This window comes from Halomicrobium urmianum (assembly GCF_020217425.1).
Lineage (GTDB): Archaea > Halobacteriota > Halobacteria > Halobacteriales > Haloarculaceae > Halomicrobium > Halomicrobium urmianum.
In genome coordinates this window covers 3,137,720-3,158,582 of the sequence record NZ_CP084090.1, presented here as the reverse complement: position 1 = coordinate 3,158,582, position 20,863 = coordinate 3,137,720, and the positions used below count along the sequence as shown (strand labels likewise).

Sequence of the window (20,863 nt, the reverse complement as noted above, 5' to 3'; positions counted from 1 at the left end):
CCCGGGTCAGGCGGCAACCCGGGCGAGAATCTCCCGGTACCGCCGGCAGGCCGCCTCGAAGCTGTACTCGTCCTCGATCAGTTCGCGGCCCCGCTCGCTGAATTCGGCGAGGTCGTCCCGGTCGAGGATCGACTCGATCCCCGTCCGGAGCGCCTCGGGGTCCCGCGAGCGGATGTGAAAGCCCGTCTCGCCGTCGCGGACGACGTCGGGCACGCCGGAGACGGGCGTCGCGTAGACGGGCGTCCCGCAGGCGAGCGACTCCAGAATCGTCGTCGGGAGGCCCTCCGTCGGCTGCGACGGGAGGACGAGCAGCCGCATCCGGCCGAGTTCCCCGGGCACGTCGTCGTGGTCGACCCAGCCGGCCATCTCCACGCGGCCGGCCGCTATCTCCTCGGCGAGCTCCGCCTCTAGCCACTCGCGCAGGTCGCCGTCACCGACGAATCGGAACGTGACGTCCGCTGGCAGGTTCTGCGCGACCCGCGCCAGCTCGCGGATCCCCTTCTCCTCGTCAAGGCGGCCGAGGAAACCGACGACGACGTCGCGCTCCTCGTAGGGCGTGTCGACGTCGAACTCGTCGGTGCGGACGTAGCGGGCGCCGGAGGGGTACACGTCCGACGCCGCCGGGTCGAGGTCCAGTTGCTCGGCCATCGAGGGCGTGTACGTCACCACCCCGTGCGCGGCCGCGAACCCGGCGCGCTCGAGCGCTCGCACGAGGCCGGCCAGCGCGCGGGCGAGGTCGTCGGGCATCCGCTGCTCCCAGTTCAATCGGAGCGTCAGCGGCACGTCGCCGCGCGGCTCGACGAGCACCCGCTTGCCGATCGCCCGGGCGAAGAGGATCGGCAGGAGGTACGACGTGGCACCGTAGAAGAGGACGACTCGCTCGGGTCGGTCGGCGACGACGCGACACATCCGGACCTGGTTCAGCAGGAAGCGGGCGGCGGCGACGGGCACCGAGTCGCCAGCACCCTTGTGAGTGAGCTCGACCAGCTCTCGCTTCTCCCTGATCTCTGAGTCGGCGGGGAGGTCCGCGGTCACCAGGACGACCCCCGTAATCGCCGCCAGCACGTCCAGCAGGCTTCGGGTCGCGTTCTCGCCGGCGGCGGCCAGCGGGTGGGTGACCACGCAGACGTTGGGGAGGTCCGCTTCTGGCGGCACGGCACTGTCGACAGTACCGGCGGCGTCGGGGCTGTCTCTGCTCATCGGTCACCCCCACTCGTAGATGCCGTAGAGGTATCCGAGTCCGACGGTGCCGGTGAAGACGACGAGCATCACCAGTTGCAGGGCCTTCGCGACGGAGGGGCCCCGGAGCAGTCCGAGAGCCCGCTGTGGGAGGAACTCAGTCAGCAGGTCGCCGAGGAAGGCCGACTCCTCGCCGGTGGACTCGGGGACGAACACCTCCATGCCGCGCTTGGAGTAGCCCTGCCAGAAGGCGCGGTCCAGCAGCCAGCCGGGATCGGTCCGGTAGTCGAAGACCTTGTGCGCGACAGTGGCGTCCGGAGTGTAGTAGACGCCGCGGCCCCGTTCTTCTCGGAGGCGAGCGCACAGCTCCGTCTCGCCGCCCTGAAGGTTCTTGTCGCCCGTGCGGCCGCCGATGTCGCCCTCGAAGCCGCCGAGCTCGAGGAACGTCTCGCGGTCGAAGGAGATGTTCGAGCCGAAGGTGTTGCGGACCTCGCCGGGCCGGTCGGCGCCGCGGGGACCGAACCCGCGGTGGGTGACCCCGACGAGCCAGTAGAACTCCTCGGGGAGGAAGCTCGGCTTCCCGGCGACCCAGGCGGGGGTCATCCGGCCGCCGACGGCGGGGTAGTCGCGGGACCCGTAGGCTTCGACGAGTTCCTCCACCCACCGCTCGTCGGCGATCGCGTCGTCGTCGATAAACGCCACGACGTCGCCGGTGGCCGCCTCGGCGCCGTTGTTGCGACTCTCCAGGAGTCCGACGTTCGCCTCGTTGCAGTGGACGACGACGTCGTCGCGATCGCCGTAATCGTCCTCGATGGCCTCGCAGACCCGGTCGTTGCCGTCGGAGACGAGCACTAGTTCGACGTCGTCGTGGGTCTGGTCGAGGACGCTCTCGGCCGCCTCGCGGAAGTCTTCGTACCGGTCCATCGTGTGCGTGCACAGGACGACCGAGACGCGCATACGGTCGAATGGGGCGGTCGCCTCCTAAGGCGTTTCCCTTAAGGGTGACAGTACGCCGGTGGAACTACCGGACGCCGGCCGGATCCGCGTTCCCACGACGGCGGCGTCTCGAAATATGACAAGGCTTATGCGCGCGATACCAATCCGTTCGACATAATGAGTCAATGGCGGGGCCGCCTTGAGGAGAACCCCGAACTCGAGCGGGCCGTCGACTGGCTGGACGAGTACTACCACCTCGTCCTCGGTGCTCTCCTGCTCGGGTTCATGCTGTGGAATCGCGTCCGTCCCTGGGACAACTTCGTGGTAGACGGGGAGATCCTGTTCAGCGGGAACGACCCGTGGTACCACTACCGCACGACCGTCTACACGGTGCAGAACTGGCCGACGACGATGCCGTTCGATCCGTGGACGTACTTCCCTAACGGGACCTCGTCGGGTCAGTTCGGGACGCTGTACGACCAGATCATGGCGACGGCGGCGCTCGTCGTCGGTCTCGGGTCCCCCTCCACCGAGACGATCAAGATGGTGATGCTGTTCACGCCGCCGGTGTTCGCCCTCGCAGTCGCCGTCGTCGCGTACGTCATCGGCAAGCGCGTCGGCGGTCGCGCCGGGGGCGTGGTGACCCTCGCCGTCGTCGCGCTGGCGGCTGGCCGGTTCCTCCAGCGTAGCATGGTCGGGTTCACCGACCACCACGTCGCCGAGGCGCTGTTTCAGGCACTGGGCATTCTGGGCGTGATGGTCGCCGTAACCGTCGCGCAGCGCGACAAGCCCGTCTACGAGCAGTTCCGCGACCGGGAGTTCACCCCGCTCCGGGAGACGGTCGGCTGGAGCCTCCTCGCGGGGTTCGCCGTCGTGCTGTACCTCTGGACGTGGCCGCCGGGCGTCCTCCTGCTCGGTATCCTGGGGGTGTACTTCCTGCTCCAGCTCACGATCGAGTTCCTCCGCGGCGAGAGTCCGGAGCACACCGCCATCGCGGGCGCCATCACGATGGCCACCGCCGGGACGCTGATCCTGCCGGCCTTCCAGACCCTCCAGATCACCGCGACCGACTTCTCGCTGCTGCATCCGCTGCTGTCCTACGGCGTGGCCGCGGGCTGCGTCTTCATGGCCTGGCTCGCCCGGGAGTTCGAGCGCCGGGACGCCGGGCGGCTGCTGTACCCCGCCACCGTTGGCGGCATCCTGATCGTCGGCGCCGGCCTGGTCGCCGTGCTCCTCCCGGACGTCTTCGGCTACATCGCGAACAACGTCGAGCGCGTGGTCGGGTTCGGCGCGTCGGGATCGGCCCTGACAGTCGGCGAGGTCCAGCCCCTCGAATTCAGCGCCGTGTTCCCGTTCTACGGGTTCACGTTCTTCGTCGCGATGGTCGGTGCGGTCGCCGTCCTCGTCCGCGAGGTGACCGGCCGCGTCTCGGCCCAGGAGTTCCTGCTGGTCGTCTGGCTGGCCTTCATCACGGCCGCGACGTTCACGCAGGGCCGGTTCGAGTACTACCTCACCGTTCCGGTCGCCGTGATGACGGGCTACGTCGTCGCGGGTATCTTCCGGTGGATCGCCGCTGACGTCCGCGAGGACGGTATCAAGACCTATCAGGCGATCACCGTGGTCGCGACGCTGCTGGTCGTGTTCGCTCCGATGGCCGCCGTCAATCCCGCGACGAGCATCGCCGGCTACGACAGGCCGGGAGAGGACATCGAGGGCTGGTCCGACGGGCTGGGCTGGTTCAACGAGAGCACGCCCGCCGAGGGGCAGTTCGGCGGCGCGAACAACGAACTGGACTACTACGGGACCTACGACGTCACCGACGACTTCGACTACGAGTCGGGGCAGTACGGCGTCATGTCTTGGTGGGACTACGGCCACTGGATAACGACGCAGGGTAAGGCGATTCCCAACGCCAACCCGTTCCAGCAGGGCGCGACGATGGCGGCCAACTACCTGCTGGCGCCCAACGAGACGCAGGCCAACGACGTCCTCGAGCAGATCGACGAGGACGACGCGAAGACCCGCTACGTCGCCGTCGACTGGCAGATGGTCGGAACCAGCTACGGCGGGAAGTTCGGCGCCCCGCCGGCGTTCTACAACGTGACCGAGGAGCGGCCGGGGCCCTACACGCGGCAGATTTCCTTCCCGCTGCAGGGCGGTAACGGCTTCTTCATCCAGCACCGGCAGGCCTACTACGAGACGCAGATGGTGCGGCTCTACAAGTTCCACGGGAGCGCCGCCCGGCCCCAGCCGGTCGTCGTCGACTGGGACGTCTCAGAGAACGCCCGGGGACAGTCGGTACGCGTCGCACCCGAGAACGGACAGACGGTCCGCTCGTTCGACAGCATGCAGGAGGCCCGCCAGTACGTCCAGGAGGACGGCACGGCCGCGATCGGCGGCATCGGCGGCATCCCCAGCGAACGCGTCCCCGCCTTGGAGCACTACCGCATGGTCGGCGCGAGCGAGCAGTCGGCCACGGAGAGCCGCGAGTACAACGTCGGCAAGCTCTACGAGGCCTACGGTCTCGGACTCCAGACGACAGGCGCCGCCAACGGGAGCCAGTGTCCGAGCGACGTCTCCGTCGGCCTCGGCAACGGGCAGAAGGCCTGCCTGACGGAGGGGACCGAGAACGCGCTGACGAACACCGATCCGCAGTGGGTGAAGTTCTTCGAGCGCGTGCCCGGCGCCACAGTCGAGGGCACCGGCCCCGAGAACGCGACCGTCACGGCCCGCGTCGAGATGGAGAACCCCGCGGCCAACGAGACGTTCACGTACACCCAGCGGACCCAGACCGACGACCAGGGCAACTTCGAGATGACGCTCCCGTACTCGACCACGGGCTACGGCGAGTACGGCCCCGAGGAGGGGTACACGAACGTGAGCGTCCGAGCCAACTCCAGCTACCAGTTCAGCGCCAGCACCGCCGGCCAGAACGCCACCCCGCAGATCTGGTTCGGCACCGCGGACGTGACCGAGGGACAGGTCATCGGCGAGAACGAATCGGCCGTCACCGTCGAGATGGAGAGCAGCACGATCCAGCAGCAGGAGTCCGGCGGCAACGCGACGGACGGCAACGCCACCGTCGGTAACGAGACCGAGAGCGGCGGGGCCCTGACCGACGACGGCGCCGCGAACGAGACCGACGGGACGACCGGCGGCGGAAACGCGACGACGGAGACGGCCAGCAGCATCGGCGTCGCCGCGGCGCCCCGGCGGTAGCAGTCCCGAGGCGCGCAGGCGCAGTCAGCTGTCTTCTTCGATTCCGCTGTCTCGTCCCGTCGCTCTCTCCGTTCCGCTCGCTGTCTACCGCCCGCTAGTTCTCCCGCCCGCCCTCGGCACGCGGGTATCGAGACGGTCGTGAAAGAACGTCGCCGGCGCGCGATCGGTCCGGGTCACCGAGCGCCACGCAGCGCAAAGTCGCAGCTATGCCGTCAGAACTCGACGGCGCCGATCCAGGCGTCCCGTCCGCCGTCGGGACACCAGTCGCCGTGGGCCTCGTGACAGCGGTCGTCGAGTCGCCAGCCGCACGAGCAGCGGGTCCGCGAGCGTGCGCCGGGAAGGGTCGCCCCGCACAGCTTGCACCGTGGCATGCGCGGACACACTCCAACCAGCCACAAGTGTGTTCCTTCTGACTCGTCACTCGGCGAGGGGACTGTAGTTGCCGTTGATGTCCCACTCGTGGAGGCAGAAGGGATCACCTGACTGCCGCTCGCCGTCATCGGTGACGATGGTCCACGCGCCGCGGTCATCGTCCCACTCGTCGTGTCTACCACACCGCTCGCAGATGCGCTCTCCGGGGGGAACGACGTCCGTCATGTGCGGCCGAAGGGACCCCCGAGTAATCAGCGTGCCGGTCCCGGCGGCGCCGCGAGCGGGCCGCCGACTGGCGACGCGGTGCGGCCGCGGGCGCCGGCGGGGAGCGATCACTCGAAGTCGGGGAGGTCCTCGCCGACGGCGTCGTCGCCCTCCCAGTCGACGTACTCCTCGGTGAGCAGGTCTGCGACGGTCCGGCCGAGATCGGCCATGTCCGCGTTGATCGTCGAGGCGGTCTCCCACGAGTTCAGGTCCGGGTGGAGGTCGCGCTCGCGCCAGTCCTCGGGCAGGCCCGGCGCGTGGAAACCGACGCGGCCGACGAACTCGTCCCAGAAGAAGTCGAACCCGTCGATCATGTCCAGGTCCGCGACGACGCCGAACGCCGCCGCGTCGAGGTCGGTGCGGTCGCGCCAGTCGTCGAACGCCCGGTCCCAGGCGCCATCGCGGAGGGAGTCGGACAGTTCCTCGCGCCGGTAGTCGCCCGCGTCGTCGCCGTCGGGGTCCAGTTCCGGCGGGTCCGGCGTCTCTACGTCGAGTGTCATAGGGACGATTGGCGGCGGACGGCGATAAGCGTCGGGCCTCTCGATGGGGATCGGAGCGCGGTCGAGTCAGAGCTCGACGTCGGCCTTCGCGTCCGAGAGCGCGGCCTCACGGAGCTCACCGCCGCGCTCGGAGTCGACGGTCAGGTCGGGGACGGCGGTCGGCGAGAGGTTCTCGTCGACGGCGACGTAGACGGAGTGGGACTCGGTCGTGCGCTCGCGCTCCCCGGTCTCGGGGTCCTCGCGGTAGGCGACCAGCCGGACGCGGACGCTGGACTCCCCGGCGTCGTAGACGTACGCCTCGACGACGGCCGTGTCCCCGACCGGAATCGGCCGCTTGAAGTTGACCTGATCCATCCGCGCCGTGACGCACTGCTCGCCGGCGAAGCGCATCGCGGACAGCGCTCCCAGCTCGTCCATCCACTTGAGGACGTTCCCCCCGTGAGTCGTCCCCAGGTGGTTGGCGTGGTTGGGCTGGACCATCCAGCGGTTCTCGAGACGCGTCTCCAACACGGTCGGCATGGGCGCGCCTAGCCGTGGACGGGAAATGAGTGTACCGGGACGGTCCCGGAGTGTCAGCGGTCTATCGTTCGAGCGCGTCCCCACCCCAGGAGGCTGACGCGGCCGGAACGACGCTGTCTCAGGCCGTGACGTACTGCTTTTCCCAGTCCTGCCGGGCGTTCAGTTCGCGCTCGCCGCGGCGGGTCAGGGTGTAGACGTTCGTCCGGCGGTCGCGCTGTCCCTTCTCCACCATCCCCTTGTCGACGAGCGTGTCGAGGTTCGGATACAGCCGGCCGTGGTTCACTTCGCTCTCGTAGTACTTCTCCAGCTCCTCCTTGATCGCCAGCCCGTGGGGTTCGTCCAGCCCCGCGATGACGTACAGCAGGTCCCGCTGGAAGCCAGTCAGGTCGTGCATTGATCCCATCGGATGGTTCGTCTACGTACATATCAGTTTTTCTGAGATTTTTGAAAGAAGGTTACCCGAAGGTAAGTGCACGTATCGCCGGATTCCGGCGTTCGACCCGGTGAAGCGACGGTGCGAGCGAGAACGGGGTGGGGGCGACGCCGCTCGGAGCGTATCGTATGAATGTAACACGTTAGCATGCTATGACGATACGCATAACAACCACCGCCGTGAAGCGAGGGTGATGACCGACCGCGTCGAGTCGACCGACGCTCCTCCCGACGGCGAGGGCGGGGGCAGCGTCACGGTCGTCGGCACCGCACACGTCTCGGAGGACAGCGTCGAGGAAGTCGAACGGACCATCGAACAGCGCCGCCCGGACGTGGTCGCCGTGGAGCTCGACGAGGGACGGTACCGGCAGATGAAGGGGGAGACGCCGGAGGACCTCGACGCGGGCGACCTGCTTCGCGGGAACACCGTCTTCCAGTTCCTGGCTTACTGGATGCTCTCGTACGTCCAGACCAGGCTCGGCGAGCAGTTCGACGTGTCGCCCGGCGCGGACATGCTGGCAGCCGTCGAGACGGCCGAGGAACTGGGCCTGGGCGTCGCGCTCGTCGACCGCGACATCCAGATGACCATCCAGCGGTTCTGGGCGCGGCTGAGCCTCAGGGAGAAGTTCACCATGTTCCTGAGCCTCTTCGCCGGCCTCGGCGATCCGCTGGCCGTCGCGACGGGCCTGAGCCTGGGCTTCTCGGCCGTCGCTGGCATGATGATCGAGGCCTTCGCCGGGCCCGTCCTGCTCTCGCCGGGCGCGTGGTCGAGCGGCGCCCTCCCCGGTAGCGGGGCGCTCGGCGGTCTCGGCGTCGCAGTCGCGGACGGGGCGCTGCTCGTCGGCGCGCTGACGCTCCTGTTCGCCGTCCCCCTGGCCGTGCTGATCCGTCGTTACGCGCCCGAGGAGGAGGAAGAGGAACTCGACATGTCGGACCTGACCGACGCGGACGTGGTCACGGCGATGATGGAGGAGTTCCGGCGCTTCTCCCCGGGCGGGGCCGAGGCCCTGATCGACGAGCGCGACGCCTACATCGCCCACGAACTCGTCTCCCTCCGGGAGGCCGGCCACGAGGTCGTGGCCATCGTCGGTGCCGGTCACCGCGAGGGAATCGAGGAGTACCTCGCCCACCCCGAGCGGCTCCCGCCCAAGGAGTCGCTCGTCGGCAAGGAGACCGGCGGTCGCTTCTCGCTGTACAAGCTCTTCGGGTACGCCATCACGCTCGGCTTTCTGGCCTTCTTCCTGCTGCTCGCGATGGCGGTCGCGACGGGCGTCCCCGGGGCCTCCAGCGGCCTGCTGATCCGGGTCTTCGGCGCCTGGTTCCTCGTCAACGGCGTCTTCGCGTTCGCCTTCGCCAAGGTCGCCGGAGGCCACTGGACCAGCGCCGGCGTCGGCGGCGCGGTCGCCTGGCTGACCAGCGTCAACCCGCTGCTGGCGCCCGGCTGGTTCGCCGGCTACGTCGAGCTGCGCTACCTCGACGTGAACGTCGGCGACATCGCGACGCTCAACAGGATCCTCGAGGACGAGGAGTCGCCCCTCGCCGACCTCGTCGCCCGCATGCGCGAGGTCCCGCTGTTCCGGCTGATGCTCGTAGTAGCCATGACGAACGTCGCCAGCATGATCGCCAGCGCGCTGTTCGCCGCCATCGTGTTGCCCTCACTGGCCGCCGACGTGGGCGGCATCGAGGGCATCACGCGCCTGATGCTCCAAGGCGCCCGCAACAGCGCGGAGTTGCTCTGGGGGGTCCTGACGTGAACGTGCAGTTCAGCGACCGGGAGCTGCGGGACCTCGCGATCGCGTGGCTCGCGCTGGGGTTCGCGTTCGCCGTCTTCATCGACCGAAGCCTCGTCCGCGCCCTCTCTGGAGCGCCGGGCGCCCTCGACCTCGCCGGGATTGGCGAGACGTTCCTGCTCAGTCTGCTGACGGCCGGCGTGGGCTTTCTCCTGCACGAGCTGGCGCACAAGGTCGTAGCGATCAGGTTCGGCCAGGTCGCCGAGTTCCGCGCCGACTACAACATGCTGTTCCTGGCCGTCGTCGGCGGGCTTGCCGGCTTCCTGTTCGCCGCGCCGGGCGCCGTCTACCACCGCGGCCGGATCACCGCCCGGGAGAACGGTCTCATCTCCGTGGCCGGGCCCGTGACGAACCTCGCACTCGCGGCGGTCTTCTTCGGCGTGCTTCTGGCGGGGGCGGCGTCCGACGCCGACCTCCTCGGGAGGGTCGGCAACCTCGGCCTGTGGCTCAACCTCCTGCTGGCCGGGTTCAACATGATCCCCTTCGGCCCCCTCGACGGGAGGAAGGTGCTCGCCTGGAGCAAGGTCGTCTACGCCGCCGTCGCGATCCCGTCGATCGGGCTCGCGCTGCTGGTCATCTTCGGCCTCTGAGCGGTCGTCCGCCGCCGGCTAAACGGTGGGCTTTTGCCCGCCGCACGCGCCCGCTCAGACATGACCGACGAGGACGACGACGGACTGACCTACGCCGAGGCGGGCGTCGACATCGACGCCAGCGAGGCCGCCACGGCGGCGCTGATCGGCGCCGCGGGCGAGTTCGAGGGCGACTACGCGGGACTGGTCGACATCGGCGACCAGTACCTCGCGCTGGCGACGGACGGCGTCGGGACGAAGCTGCTCGTCGCCGAGGCCGTCGACGACTACTCGACCGTCGGCATCGACTGCATCGCGATGAACGCCAACGACCTGATCGCGACCGGCGTCGAGCCCGTCGCCTTCGTCGACTACCTCGCCGTCGAGGCGCCAAGCGAGGAGACCAGCGAACAGATCGGCGAGGGGCTCCGCGAGGGGGCCGAGCGCGCCGGCGTCGCGCTGGTCGGCGGCGAGACGGCCGTCATGCCCGACGTCATCAAGGGCCTGGACATCGCCGGCACCTGCGCCGGCCTGGCGCCGAAGGACGGCGTCTTCCCCGGCGAGGCCGAGCCCGGCGACGCAATCGTCGGCTGGCCCTCCTCCGGCATCCACTCCAACGGGCTGACGCTCGCGCGGGAGGCGGTCACCCGCGACCACGAGTACGCGGATCCCTTCCCGCACGACGAGGACGAGACCATCGCCGAGGAGCTCCTGACGCCGACGCGCATCTACAGCGACGTCCTCGGACCGCTCCGCGAGCACGAGACACACGCTGCGGCCCACGTCACCGGCGGCGGCTGGACGAACCTGACCCGGATGGGCGCCCACCGCTACGAGATCACGGATCCCTTCGACGCCCAGCCCGTCTTCGAGTTCGTCCAGGAGGAGGGCGACGTCGACGACGAGGAGATGCACCGGACGTTCAACATGGGCACGGGATTCGTGGCTGCGTTGCCTGAAGACGACGCCGAGGCGGTGGCGGAAGCGACTGACGGGCGCGTTATCGGTCGCGTCGAGGAGGGCGAGGAGTGCGTCGCGGTTCGCGGGCTGGAGTTACAGTAACGCTCCGAGCGGAGCGAGGAGCGCCTTTTTCGCCACCGAAAGACCCGCTTCGCTCGTCTTTCGAGCCCTCCTTCGCTCCGCTCAGGAGGACCACGTTTTGCGCGAGTGGTGCCCGCAGCGTCGCGAAGCGACGCGAGGACACCACAAGCGGAAAAGGTGGATGGGGGACCGGGTTCGTGGCGGCATTGTCCGAATCCGACGCCGAGGCGGTGGCGGTGGCCACTGACGGGCGCGTGGTCGGTCGCGTCGAGGAGGGCGAGGAGTGCGTCGCGGTCCGCGGGCTGGAACTGAAGCGACCTGCGGGGAACAGCTCGCGTTGCGACGGCGCTCAGCTCACGTGGGCGGCGATGTCCGCCTCGGTGATGATGCCGACCGTCTGGCCGTTCTCGACGACGAGGACGGCGGCGTTGTGGTTGAGGTAGGCGTCGATCTCGTCGATCGTCGCGTTCGGTTCGACGATGGCGATCGACTCGTGCATCACGTCGGCCACGGGCAGGTCGCCGACGTTCTCCTCGGTGCGCTGGCGGATGTCGGAGTTGCCGATCAGCCCCTGGGGCGTGCCGTCGCGGACGACCGGTACCTGCGAGTAGCCCTTCTCGTCCATGAGCGTCTTCGTCTCGCTGACGGAATCGTCGGGCGCGACGCTGACGACGGGCGAGTTCATGAGGTCGCGCGCCCGGAGGATGCCGCCCTCGGCCTCCTCCAGGGCCTCGACGATGCGCCGCAGCGTCGACAGCCTGGGATCGACGTCGCCGCCCTCGATGCGGGCGATCAGCGGCTGCGAGACGTCGGCCCGCTCGGCGAGTTCGCTCTGCGTGAGCCCCAGTTCGGTCCGGCGCTCTCGCAGGTCCTCGGGCGTCGGGAGGTCCATGCCCGTGATTACCCAAGGTAATACAAAAAGGCACCGACAGCCGCTGCGGACGGCGTCGGTCACCGCTTGCGGCGGGTGGCCCGCGTCAGGCCTCGGCCTCGCCGTCGATCTCTTCGCCCTCGAACTCGACGGTGTCGACGACCTTCAGCGGAACGTCCCGGAGGGCGCTGCCGATCTCGCTCTTGGCGATGCGCTGAGCGTGTTCGATCGACTCGGCGTTGAACACCTTCATCTCGAGGACCAGTCCGACGAGAGCGGTGTCGGCGGCGATGAACGCGGAGTCGAAGGGCTCGCCGCATGCGGGGCACCCGGTGGCGCCGACCTCGACCTCGACGTAGTCCATCTCGGACTCGTTGAGCCGCTTGCCCGCTTCGCTCACCGCGACGCCGATGGCGTCGTCGATGTCTTCGACGTCTCGCACCAGCCAGGCTGCTTCCATCGCCACGAGGTAGTTCATGGACGTAGGTGCACAGGCCGGCTACTCGTACGTTTTGATTCTCGGTCGACAGTCCGGGCCGCGCACGTGACGCCGAGTATCTCCATAACTTATGCGAACCGGAGTCATCAGCGCCGGTTTCGTTACCCGGTACGCGGGCAGGAGCAGCCGCGCGCCCGCACTTTCACCGCCATAACGCAGAATGCACCATAGAGGGCTCATATCTGCCGATCAACCGGATATGGCGTATCAGTCCGTGCCAGAATGCTTATATAGTGCCAGCCGCGGAGACGTGTTCGAGGGACGATGGAATCCCAACTGTACTCCGGGGTCGTGTTCGCCCTGTACCAGCTCAGCGTGCTCACCGGTATCCTGCTACTCCCCGTCGCGCTCCTGATGCGACGGCTCGGCCTCTCCGTGCCGATGCACCGCGTGGTGCGCCGCCTCGAGGAGGCCCACGAGAGCGCCCGGCCCGCCTGATCTTCTACCAGACCGCACGACGGCGTGCGGTCCCCGCATCGCCCGCCGACCGACCACCGAGGAGATGCTTTTATCAGCGCAGGACTGATAGCCGAGGGTAATGCAGGACCCACTCGACGACCTCTCCGAGCTGCCTCTCCACGACGGGCCGCGCGACCCCTACGAGCCGGAACTGGGGTCGCTGCCCGAGGTCGACCACGACGAGGACGCCGTCAACAAGACGGGGACGACGACGATCGGGCTGACGACGTCCGAGGGCGTCGTCGTGGCGACCGACCAGCGCGCGTCGCTGGGCGGCCGCTTCGTCTCCAACAAGAACGTCCAGAAGGTCGAGCAGATCCACCCGACCGCTGCGCTGACGCTCGTGGGGAGCGTCGGCGGCGCCCAGTCGTTCATCCGGACGCTGCGGGCCGAGGCGGACCTCTACGAGGCCCGCCGCGGCGAGGACATGGACATCGAGGCGCTGGCGACGCTTGCGGGCAACTTCGCCCGCGGCGGCCCGTTCTTCGCCATCAACCCCATCCTCGGCGGCGTCGACGACGACGGCCACCACGTCTACAGCATCGACCCCGCCGGCGGCGTGATGGAAGACGACTACACCGTCACCGGCTCCGGCCTGACCGTCGCCTACGGGACCCTCGAGGACCGCTGGGAGGAGGACATGTCCAACGAGGAGGCCCGCGAAGTCGCCGCGGCCGCCATCAACGCCGCCGCCGAGCGCGACACCGGCTCCGGTAACGGCATCTACCTCGCCGAGGTCACCGCCGAGGGCGTCGACATCGACGGCTACGAGTTCGATGAACTGCTGTAGCGCCGGCGACGGTCCGTAGTCCTGCGGGGAACGTGTCGTCCCCGCGGCAGCTCGTTCTCCCGTCGTTCGCTCTGTTGACACTCGTTCGACCGCCATTTCCAAGTCCCCGCCAGCGTACCATCTGGTATGGACCTGTTCGGGACCGCCGGGATCCGCGGCGACGTCGGCACCGAGGTGACGCCGGACCTCGCGCTCCGCGTTGGCCGGGCGGTCGCGGCGGACGGAGACGAGTTCGTCGTCGGCGGCGACGGACGGCAGTCCACCCCCGCGCTCCGGTCGGCGGTCGCCGCCGGCCTCCAGAGCGGCGGCGCCAGGGTCGTCGACGTCGGCCGCGTGCCCACGCCGACGCTGGCGTTCGCCTCCCGCGGACGCCGCGGCGTCATGGTCACGGCCAGCCACAACCCGCCACACGACAACGGGATCAAGCTCTTCGCCGACGGGACCGAGTACGACCGCGAGGCCGAGCGCCGCGTCGAGGCCGCCGTCGAAGACGACGAGGCCGTGCCGTGGGACGAGTGGGGCGCGGACAGGACGGAGTCGCCCCTGCCCGACTACCGCGAGGCGGTCGCCGACTACGCCGAGGAGTGGGGCGCCTCACCGGCGGACCTGAGCGTCGCGGTCGACTGCGGCAACGGGATGGCCGGCGTCGCGACGCCGCAGGTGCTGGGTCGGACGGGCGCGCACGTCCAGGCGCTGGAGGCCAACGTCGACGGCCACTTCCCCGCCCGCGAGAGCAAGCCCACGCCGGAGACGCTGTCGGCGCTGCGGGAGTTCGTCGCCCGCTCCGGGGCGGACCTGGGAATCGGCCACGACGGCGACGCCGACCGGATCGTCGTCCTCGACGGCGACGGGGAGGTCGTTCACGAGGACACCGTCGTCGCGATCCTGGCGGAGGCGTACACGCGCGCCTCTGCGGCCGGCGACCCCGTCGTCGTGACGACGCCCAACGCCTCGGCGCGCATCGACGAGCGCGTCCGCGCTGCCGGCGGCCGCGTCGAGCGGGTCCGCCTCGGCGCGCTCCACGAGGGCGTCGCCAGCGCCCGCGCCGAGGGCGGCGCTGAGACCGAAGTCGTCTTCGCCGCCGAGCCCTGGAAGCACGTCCACCCGGCCTTCGGCGGCTGGATCGACGGGGTCGCCAGCGCCGCCGTCCTCATGCGGCTGGTCGCCGAGCAGGGACTCGACTCACTGCGCGAGTCCGTCACGGAGCGCCCCTACCGGAAGGTCAGCGTCGACTGCCCCGACGAGGCCAAGCCGGCCGTCATGGAGCGACTGGAGGCGAGGCTGCCCGACCAGTTCCCCGACGCCAGCGTCGACACGGAGTACGGCGTCCGGCTGGAGCTACCGGACGGATCCTGGACGCTGGTTCGACCCTCCGGGACCGAGCCGTACGTCCGCGCCTACGCCGAGAGCGAGGACGTCGACGCGCTCGTGGACACCGTCGTCGACGCCGTCGAGCGGGCCGTCGACGACGTGGTGTGACGCTCTGATCGCCCGACGGTGCCGGTGGCTATTTGGCCCGCGCGGGCGACCTGTCCGGCATGGATTCGCTGATCGAGGCCGCCCGCGAGGCCGTCGAGGCCTCCTACGCGCCCTACTCGGAGTACTACGTCGGCGCGGCGCTGGAGACCGCCGACGGCACCGTCTACACTGGCTGCAACGTCGAGAACGCCAACTACAGCAACAGCCTCCACGCCGAGGAGGTCGCGCTGGGCTCGGCGGTCCGGGACGACCACCGCGAGTTCGCCCGCATCGCCGTCTCGACCGCGGAGCGGGACGGCCAGACCCCCTGCGGGATGTGCCGCCAGTCCCTGACGGAGTTCTGCGACGAGGACTTCGCCGTGCTTTGCGACGAAGGCGACGAGGTCACGGAGTACCGGCTGGGCGACCTGCTGCCGACGACTATCGAGCGGGAGGACCTCGAATGAGCGAGCCCGCGAGCGGGAGCGGTGACGGATCGAGCGACGTCGCGGACAGCGAAGACCCGAACGACGGCGAGCAGTACCACCTCGAAGTGGCACCGGGCGACGTCGCGGACTCCGTCCTCCTCCCCGGGAACCCCGAGCGCGTCGAGAAGATCGTCGACGCCTGGGACGACTACGAGGCGGTCGCCAGCCACCGCGAGTTCCGCACCGCCACGGGCACCTACGAGGACACGCCTATTTCGGTCACCTCGACGGGGATCGGTTCGCCCTCGGCGGCCATCGCCGTCGAGGAACTGGCCAGCGTCGGCGCGGACACGCTGCTGCGGGTGGGCTCCTGCGGGGCCATCCGCGAGGAGGCGTCGGTCGGCGACCTGATCATCACCACCGGCGCGGTCCGCCAGGAGGGCACCAGCGACGAGTACGTCCGCGAGGACTACCCCGCCACCGCGGACTACCGCGTCGTGTCCGCGCTCGTCGCCGCCGCCGAGGAGTTGGGCTACGACTACCACCGCGGGCTGACCTGCTCGACGGACTCCTTCTACGCCGGCCAGTCTCGCCCCGGCTTCGAGGGGTTCGAGGCCCGCGGCAGCGACGAGCGCATCGAGGAGCTCCGGCAGGCCGGCGTCCTCAACTTCGAGATGGAGGCCAGCTCCGTCCTGACGCTGGCGAACCTCTACGGCCTCCGCGCCGGCGCGGTCTGTACCGTCTACGCCAACCGCGTCACCGGCGAGTTCCGCACCGAGGGCGAGCGCAAGGCCGCCGAGACGGCCAGCCTCGCGGTGAAGTACCTCGACGAGATGGACGACGCCGTCGCGGAGTCCGACGCCGACGCCTGGCACCCGGGGCTGTCGATCTGACGGTCCGGAATGATAGTCCGTCACAAACCTTTTCATCTGGTCGATACTGGATGCGATCAATGGCAGGCGCTACTCCGCGGCCGCGCGCCATCGCGGACGGCCGGAACTGGCACGTCAGAGCGTACCTGCGTGCGGTCGGAGCGATAGGCCTCGTCGCAGCGATCGCACACTTCGTCATCGCCGCGAACGCGGTCGATACGTTCACGCGCGCCACCGGCTTCAATCCGCTTCTGTACCCCGAACGGGCCGCCGAGATGGCTGCGAAGTACCCAGTGCTGACAGACGCCGTCGGGATACCGTATATCGCGAGTCTCGACGACTACCTCGTCAGAGTGTTCTCGTACGAACCGATCCTGGCCGTCCTCGTCGGCGGTTTCGTCTGCACAGTGGTCGTGGAGATGCGCCAGCGGAGACGGGAGACCTCACCGTGACGACCACGAGACCGAGACCGCCGGCGATGCCGCGAGGTCGGTACTGGCACGTCAAAGCGTTCGCTCGCGGTGTAGCAGTCCTGTTCGTGGCCTCGTTCATCTCGTTCCAAGTCATCGCCACAAACTGGTTAGCCGCGTTCGTCAGGCACTATCAGAAGAGTCCCTTCTGGCGGCACAGCCACGGCTTCGCCGAGTCGATCACGTTCCGTTACGATGCACCGCTCGTTCACGGTTTCGCGGATTTCTTGATCGCGCGACTCTCCTACGATCCGACAGTTGCGCTCCTCGTCATCGGGTTGCTCTGCACTGTCGCGCTGGAGATCCACGAGCGCGTGAGGCGTCGAGAACCATGAGGACCATCAAATCGAAGCCGCAGGCCACGCCGCGGGGACGAAACAGACACGTCGCCGCCTACCGACGGCTCGTCGTCTCGCTCGGACTGGCCGTCCCAGCGGTGGTCCTCCTCGGCGGGCTGATAGACAGCCCGAGGTACGGATACCAGACGCATCGCACCTGGTTCAGTGTGTATGGGGGCATCCCTCACGAACCGCCGATAAATCTACCCGGACCGACGCCATACGTCGACTTCTATCACGAACAGACAGCCGCGTTCACGTCGGTGCCGTTCGTCGCCGTTCTGCTGGGCGGACTGGTGTGCACGCTCGTCGTAGAAGCCCGGAAGCGAAGCGGGGGTCGGGACAGATGAGGGCCGCCGGCCCCGACGTGCCGCCAGTGTCACGCGGCCGAAATCACTACCTGAAGGCGTACGCGCGACTCGTCCGCTCGCTGTTCGCCGCGCTGACCCTGGCGTTCCTGCTCTCGTTCCCCGCCGCACGCCGTATGGCCCGAACCATCGAACTCCCGCCGGAGATCAACGTCCTCGGCGGTGCGCTCGGCGTCGCGGGCAGGTTTTTCGCCATCGATTTCGTCGCACCGCTGTACGTGGCGTTCCCGGAGTTCCTGCTGTCGCGGCTGACCTCCGAACTGATCGCCGGCGTGCTGGTCTGCGGGCTGGCGATAGCGCTCGTTCTGGAGGCGTACGAGCGATACTGACTAGCGGCCGGAATCACGAGAACTGAACAAATCTCGATCCAGCATCCGCGCCGAGCGGAGCGAGGCACGGTTCACTTCTCGCGAGGGAGCGCAGCGACCGAGCGAGAAGGTAGTTTTTAGCGTAGATTTTTACGAGGAGTGGTGCCCGCAGGGCGCTCGGAGAGCGCCCGAGGACACCCGACGAAGTAAAAATGTACGGTTACATGTCCGGCCAGGCCTTCGCGGCCTGTCCGGGTCCGGTGATGGAGTTGATCCACTTGGCGGCGATGGCCTTCTTGAGGTTCTCCGCGAAGACGCCGCCGAAGGTGGCGATGGGGACGTCGAAGCCCATGTAGGAGACGCCGTGGGCGACGGCGTCCTCGCCGACGGAGACGACGGTGCCGCGGTCCTCGTAGGTCCAGGTCTTCAGGGGCTGGTCGCGGACGGCGCGGGCGAGGTTCTCGCCGGCGACTTCGGCGGCCTGCCAGGCGGCCTGGGCGGTCGGCGGCGCGGGGTCGTCGCCGGGCTGGTCGACCAGCGCGCAGTCGCCCATGGCGAACACGCGCTCGTCGTCGGTCTGGAAGTCGCGCTCGGCGAAGATGCGGTGAGAGCGCTCGTCCTTGTCGACGTCGGCGTCGCGGATGGCCTCGCGGCCGGTGATGCCGCCGGTCCAGATGAGGACGTCGTAGTCGAGTTCGGTGTCGTCGCCGACGTAGACGGTCTCCTCGTCGACCTCGCCGATGAACTCGCCGGTCAGGATGTCGACGTCCTTGTTCTCCAGGCGCTTGCGGAGCGCGCCCTGGAGTTCGGGGTCGCCGTTGGGGAGGACGCTGTCGAGGCCCTCGACCAGCTTGATGTCGATGGGGGCGCTACGGTCGTCGCGGAGCTCGGCGATTTCGCCGGCGGTCTGGATGCCGGAGAGGCCGGCGCCGCCGACGACGACCTGGGCGGGGTCGCTGCGGGAGGCCTCGCGGTAGGCGTCGACGACGGCGTCGTGGATGCCGAGCGCGTCGTCGAGGCTCTTGAGCGTGTGGGCGTGCTCCTGGAGGCCGTCGATGCCGAAGAAGGCGGTCCGGGAACCGATAGCGACCAGCAGGTAGTCGAACTCGACCTCGGAGTCGTCGGCCAGTTCGACGACGCGGTCGTCGGTGTCGACGTTCGTGACCTCGCCCTGGACGAAGTCGGTGCCGGGCGATTTGATCTCGTCGACGGGGATGGTAATCTTGTGCTGGACGCTCGGGTCGGAGATGCAGCGGTGGGACTCGTGGAGAACGAGGTGGTAGTCCTGATCGGAGATCCAGGTGACGCTGGCTTCGCCGTTCAGTTCGGCCTCGAGGCTCTTTATCGCGCCCGCCCCGGCGTAGCCCGCGCCGAGGACGACGACGTTGTCAGTCATGTACGTGCTCCTGCGTAGTGACCGGATACAAAGGCTTTGAAATCGGGTGTGTACTGGCGGGTCGTCGCGAGCGTTCAGTTCTGTACCGGAGGCACTGAATAATAGGTCGTTCTCGGGGCAGGGCAAAGATATCTGCAGACAGCCGACGAGAGAGGAGATGCGGGGCGGCTCAGTGCTCCGGCTCTTCGGCCGGTGCGCGCATGTCGTCGATGGTGAGGATGAGCTTGTTGCTGGTGTCGTCCTTGCCGGCCAGCGTGCCGATGATCTGGAGCTTCGAGAGCGGGGTCGGGCCGACGGTCACGGCGTCGCCCTCGTGGAAGTCGGACATCGAACCCTGCAGCTGGATCTCGGCGCGGCACTGCTCGGGGTGGTGGACGCTGGTCAGGTCGATCTCCTCGACGTTGGCGTCGTCGAGCAGTTCGCCCTCGAGGCGCAGCGGGACGCTCGCGGCGTCGTCCATCGTCTCGATCTGAAGCGCGTCGTAGGCGTTGGCCGTGGGCTTGTACCCGCCCTTCGGCCCGGGGACGCCCTCGACGAGCTGGAGCGCCTTCAGGCTCTGCATCTGGTTGCGGATCGTGCCGGGGTTGCGGTCGACGTTCTCGGCGATGTCCTCCCCCTTGACGGCGCTCTCCTCCTCTTTGTAGAGGTTGACGAGCTCCTGGAGGATGTTCTTCTGACTGGGCGTGAGTTCGATCGATGACATAAGGAATTATTCGGCGCACCGCGTCTTAAACCCGGCGGTGAGTCTCAGTACTGCGAAACCGACTCACGGAGCCCGCTGTGGGCGGCGAAAAGCGATACCCATTTGTTGCTCCACAGAGGGGTCTGGAATATGCGAGACAAGCGCGTTCTGGTAACGGGTGGCGCCGGGTTCATCGGATCGAACCTGGCGAACCGCCTCGCGGAGTACAACGAGGTCGTCGCGCTGGACGACGGCTATCTGGGGACGCCGGAGAACCTCGACGACGGCGTCGAGTTCGTCGAGGCCAGCGTCGTCGACGAGGACCTGCCGACCGACGTCGACGTCGTCTTCCACCTCGCGGCGCTGTCCTCCTACGCCATGCACGAGGACGACCCCACCCGCGGCGCCCGCGTCAACGTCGAGGGGTTCGTCAACACGGTCGACCAGGCGCGACAGGACGGCTGCGACACGGTCGTCTACGCCTCCACGTCCTCGATTTACGGCTCCCGGACCGATCCCTCGCCGGAGGACATGGACGTCACTGTCAACACCGGCTACGAGGCCTCCAAGATGGCCCGGGAGACCTACGCCGAGTACTTCCACAACCACTACGACCTCTCGCTGGCCGGGATGCGCTTCTTCTCGGTCTACCAGGGCTACGGCGGCGCCGAGGAGCACAAGGGCGAGTACGCCAACGTCATCGCGCAGTTCGCCGACGACGTCGCCAACGGCCGCTCCCCGAAACTGTACGGCGACGGGCGACAGACCCGCGACTTCACCCACGTCTCCGACATCGTCCGGGGGCTGGAACTGGCCGGCGACCACCGGCTACAGGGCATCTACAACCTCGGGACCGGCGAGAGCTACGACTTCGTGACCGTCGTCGACATGATCAACGACGAACTGGGCACCGACGTCGAACCGGAGTTCGTCGAGAACCCCATCCCGGACGACGTCTACGTCCACGACACCTGCGCCGACGCCTCGAAGATGCGCGAGGCGACCGGCTGGGAGCCCCAGATCGACTTCGAGGAGGGCATCCGGCGGGTCTGCGAGCAGTACACGTAACGTCCCGGCCGGATCCCGGCACCGGGCCCGACCTC

24 protein-coding genes and 1 pseudogene are annotated in these 20,863 nt (G+C 68.5%); 14 read left to right on the top strand and 11 right to left on the bottom strand.

The annotated features are described in order from the left end of the window. Positions 1-6: 6 nt before the first annotated feature. Both LCY71_RS15920 and aglG read right to left on the bottom strand, forming a co-directional pair. Positions 7-1,200: a glycosyltransferase gene (locus LCY71_RS15920; protein ID WP_225334125.1), complete on the bottom strand. Its 1,194-nt coding sequence runs from the start codon at positions 1,198-1,200 to the stop codon at positions 7-9. Positions 1,201-1,203: 3 nt separating this feature from the next. Next, on the bottom strand, positions 1,204-2,136 hold the full coding sequence (gene aglG, locus LCY71_RS15915; RefSeq protein WP_225334124.1) for a glucosyl-dolichyl phosphate glucuronosyltransferase: 933 nt from the start codon (positions 2,134-2,136) through the stop codon (positions 1,204-1,206). A gap of 156 nt (positions 2,137-2,292) precedes the next feature. On the opposite strand from aglG, the gene LCY71_RS15910 reads away from it, so the two are divergent. Further along, a complete protein-coding gene (locus LCY71_RS15910; protein ID WP_225334123.1) occupies positions 2,293-5,334 on the top strand; it encodes an oligosaccharyl transferase, archaeosortase A system-associated in 3,042 nt (1,013 codons plus the stop codon). Between the two features lie 212 nt (positions 5,335-5,546). Here the strand turns inward: LCY71_RS15910 and LCY71_RS15905 are convergent, their stop codons facing one another. The 5 genes from LCY71_RS15905 to LCY71_RS15885 form a co-directional block, all read right to left on the bottom strand. After that, positions 5,547-5,705, bottom strand: a complete 159-nt coding sequence (locus LCY71_RS15905) for a hypothetical protein (RefSeq protein ID WP_225334122.1) — start codon at positions 5,703-5,705, stop codon at positions 5,547-5,549. Positions 5,706-5,751: 46 nt separating this feature from the next. Then, positions 5,752-5,931: an HEWD family protein gene (locus tag LCY71_RS15900; protein WP_225334121.1), complete on the bottom strand. Its 180-nt coding sequence runs from the start codon at positions 5,929-5,931 to the stop codon at positions 5,752-5,754. Positions 5,932-6,038: 107 nt separating this feature from the next. Next, positions 6,039-6,470 carry a DUF7992 family protein gene (locus LCY71_RS15895; RefSeq protein ID WP_225334120.1) on the bottom strand — a complete coding sequence of 144 codons (432 nt, stop codon included), beginning with the start codon at positions 6,468-6,470 and terminating at the stop codon, positions 6,039-6,041. Between the two features lie 66 nt (positions 6,471-6,536). Beyond that, the gene (locus LCY71_RS15890; protein WP_225334119.1) at positions 6,537-6,989 is read right to left on the bottom strand and encodes an acyl-CoA thioesterase; all 453 of its coding nucleotides are present in this window, start codon (positions 6,987-6,989) and stop codon (positions 6,537-6,539) included. Positions 6,990-7,107: 118 nt separating this feature from the next. Further along, entirely contained in the window at positions 7,108-7,383 is a 276-nt protein-coding gene (locus LCY71_RS15885) for a PadR family transcriptional regulator (RefSeq protein WP_225334118.1), read from the bottom strand. Positions 7,384-7,615: 232 nt separating this feature from the next. Between LCY71_RS15885 and LCY71_RS15880 the strand changes: the two genes are divergently transcribed. The 4 genes and pseudogenes from LCY71_RS15880 to LCY71_RS21830 all read left to right on the top strand — a co-directional run. Next, complete coding sequence (locus tag LCY71_RS15880) at positions 7,616-9,175, top strand: TraB/GumN family protein (protein WP_225334117.1); 1,560 nt, start codon at positions 7,616-7,618, stop codon at positions 9,173-9,175. Next, positions 9,172-9,801 (top strand): metalloprotease, encoded by a 630-nt coding sequence (locus LCY71_RS15875; RefSeq protein WP_373325138.1) that lies wholly within the window; start codon positions 9,172-9,174, stop codon positions 9,799-9,801. Before LCY71_RS15880 ends, LCY71_RS15875 begins: the two co-directional genes overlap by 4 nt. A 60-nt stretch (positions 9,802-9,861) precedes the next feature. Beyond that, the gene (gene purM, locus LCY71_RS15870) at positions 9,862-10,842 is read left to right on the top strand and encodes a phosphoribosylformylglycinamidine cyclo-ligase (RefSeq protein WP_225334116.1); all 981 of its coding nucleotides are present in this window, start codon (positions 9,862-9,864) and stop codon (positions 10,840-10,842) included. Positions 10,843-11,006: 164 nt separating this feature from the next. Beyond that, positions 11,007-11,132 (top strand): annotated as a pseudogene (locus LCY71_RS21830) (phosphoribosylformylglycinamidine cyclo-ligase); the annotation flags it as partial. Positions 11,133-11,170: 38 nt separating this feature from the next. Here the strand turns inward: LCY71_RS21830 and LCY71_RS15860 are convergent. Both LCY71_RS15860 and LCY71_RS15855 read right to left on the bottom strand, forming a co-directional pair. Next, a complete protein-coding gene (locus LCY71_RS15860) occupies positions 11,171-11,713 on the bottom strand; it encodes a CBS domain-containing protein (RefSeq protein WP_225334115.1) in 543 nt (180 codons plus the stop codon). Between the two features lie 85 nt (positions 11,714-11,798). Continuing rightward, entirely contained in the window at positions 11,799-12,170 is a 372-nt protein-coding gene (locus LCY71_RS15855) for a DUF555 domain-containing protein (RefSeq protein ID WP_225334114.1), read from the bottom strand. A gap of 285 nt (positions 12,171-12,455) precedes the next feature. Between LCY71_RS15855 and LCY71_RS15850 the strand changes: the two genes are divergently transcribed. The 8 genes from LCY71_RS15850 to LCY71_RS15815 all read left to right on the top strand — a co-directional run bounded on the left by LCY71_RS15850 (position 12,456) and on the right by LCY71_RS15815 (position 17,703). After that, positions 12,456-12,629 (top strand): hypothetical protein, encoded by a 174-nt coding sequence (locus tag LCY71_RS15850; protein ID WP_225334113.1) that lies wholly within the window; start codon positions 12,456-12,458, stop codon positions 12,627-12,629. 100 nt (positions 12,630-12,729) lie between these two features. Then, positions 12,730-13,440: an archaeal proteasome endopeptidase complex subunit beta gene (gene psmB, locus LCY71_RS15845; RefSeq protein WP_225334112.1), complete on the top strand. Its 711-nt coding sequence runs from the start codon at positions 12,730-12,732 to the stop codon at positions 13,438-13,440. Between the two features lie 126 nt (positions 13,441-13,566). Beyond that, complete coding sequence (locus tag LCY71_RS15840; protein WP_225334111.1) at positions 13,567-14,919, top strand: phosphopentomutase/phosphoglucosamine mutase; 1,353 nt, start codon at positions 13,567-13,569, stop codon at positions 14,917-14,919. Between the two features lie 59 nt (positions 14,920-14,978). Next, on the top strand, positions 14,979-15,365 hold the full coding sequence (gene cdd, locus LCY71_RS15835) for a cytidine deaminase (protein ID WP_225334110.1): 387 nt from the start codon (positions 14,979-14,981) through the stop codon (positions 15,363-15,365). Beyond that, positions 15,362-16,219, top strand: coding sequence for a nucleoside phosphorylase (locus LCY71_RS15830; protein ID WP_225334109.1), 858 nt, complete (start codon positions 15,362-15,364; stop codon positions 16,217-16,219). Before cdd ends, LCY71_RS15830 begins: the two co-directional genes overlap by 4 nt. Positions 16,220-16,278: 59 nt before the next feature. Next, positions 16,279-16,650, top strand: a complete 372-nt coding sequence (locus LCY71_RS15825; RefSeq protein WP_225334108.1) for a hypothetical protein — start codon at positions 16,279-16,281, stop codon at positions 16,648-16,650. 86 nt (positions 16,651-16,736) lie between these two features. Continuing rightward, positions 16,737-17,003 carry a hypothetical protein gene (locus tag LCY71_RS15820; RefSeq protein WP_225334107.1) on the top strand — a complete coding sequence of 89 codons (267 nt, stop codon included), beginning with the start codon at positions 16,737-16,739 and terminating at the stop codon, positions 17,001-17,003. Between the two features lie 379 nt (positions 17,004-17,382). Further along, positions 17,383-17,703 carry a hypothetical protein gene (locus LCY71_RS15815; RefSeq protein ID WP_225334106.1) on the top strand — a complete coding sequence of 107 codons (321 nt, stop codon included), beginning with the start codon at positions 17,383-17,385 and terminating at the stop codon, positions 17,701-17,703. Between the two features lie 199 nt (positions 17,704-17,902). On the opposite strand, the gene LCY71_RS15810 is transcribed toward LCY71_RS15815, so the two are convergent. Both LCY71_RS15810 and LCY71_RS15805 read right to left on the bottom strand, forming a co-directional pair. Continuing rightward, positions 17,903-19,078, bottom strand: coding sequence for an NAD(P)/FAD-dependent oxidoreductase (locus tag LCY71_RS15810; protein WP_225334105.1), 1,176 nt, complete (start codon positions 19,076-19,078; stop codon positions 17,903-17,905). A gap of 169 nt (positions 19,079-19,247) precedes the next feature. Continuing rightward, the gene (locus tag LCY71_RS15805) at positions 19,248-19,781 is read right to left on the bottom strand and encodes an HTH domain-containing protein (RefSeq protein ID WP_225334104.1); all 534 of its coding nucleotides are present in this window, start codon (positions 19,779-19,781) and stop codon (positions 19,248-19,250) included. Positions 19,782-19,910: 129 nt separating this feature from the next. On the opposite strand from LCY71_RS15805, the gene LCY71_RS15800 reads away from it, so the two are divergent. Next, on the top strand, positions 19,911-20,828 hold the full coding sequence (locus LCY71_RS15800) for an NAD-dependent epimerase/dehydratase family protein (protein WP_225334103.1): 918 nt from the start codon (positions 19,911-19,913) through the stop codon (positions 20,826-20,828). Positions 20,829-20,863: the final 35 nt, after the last annotated feature.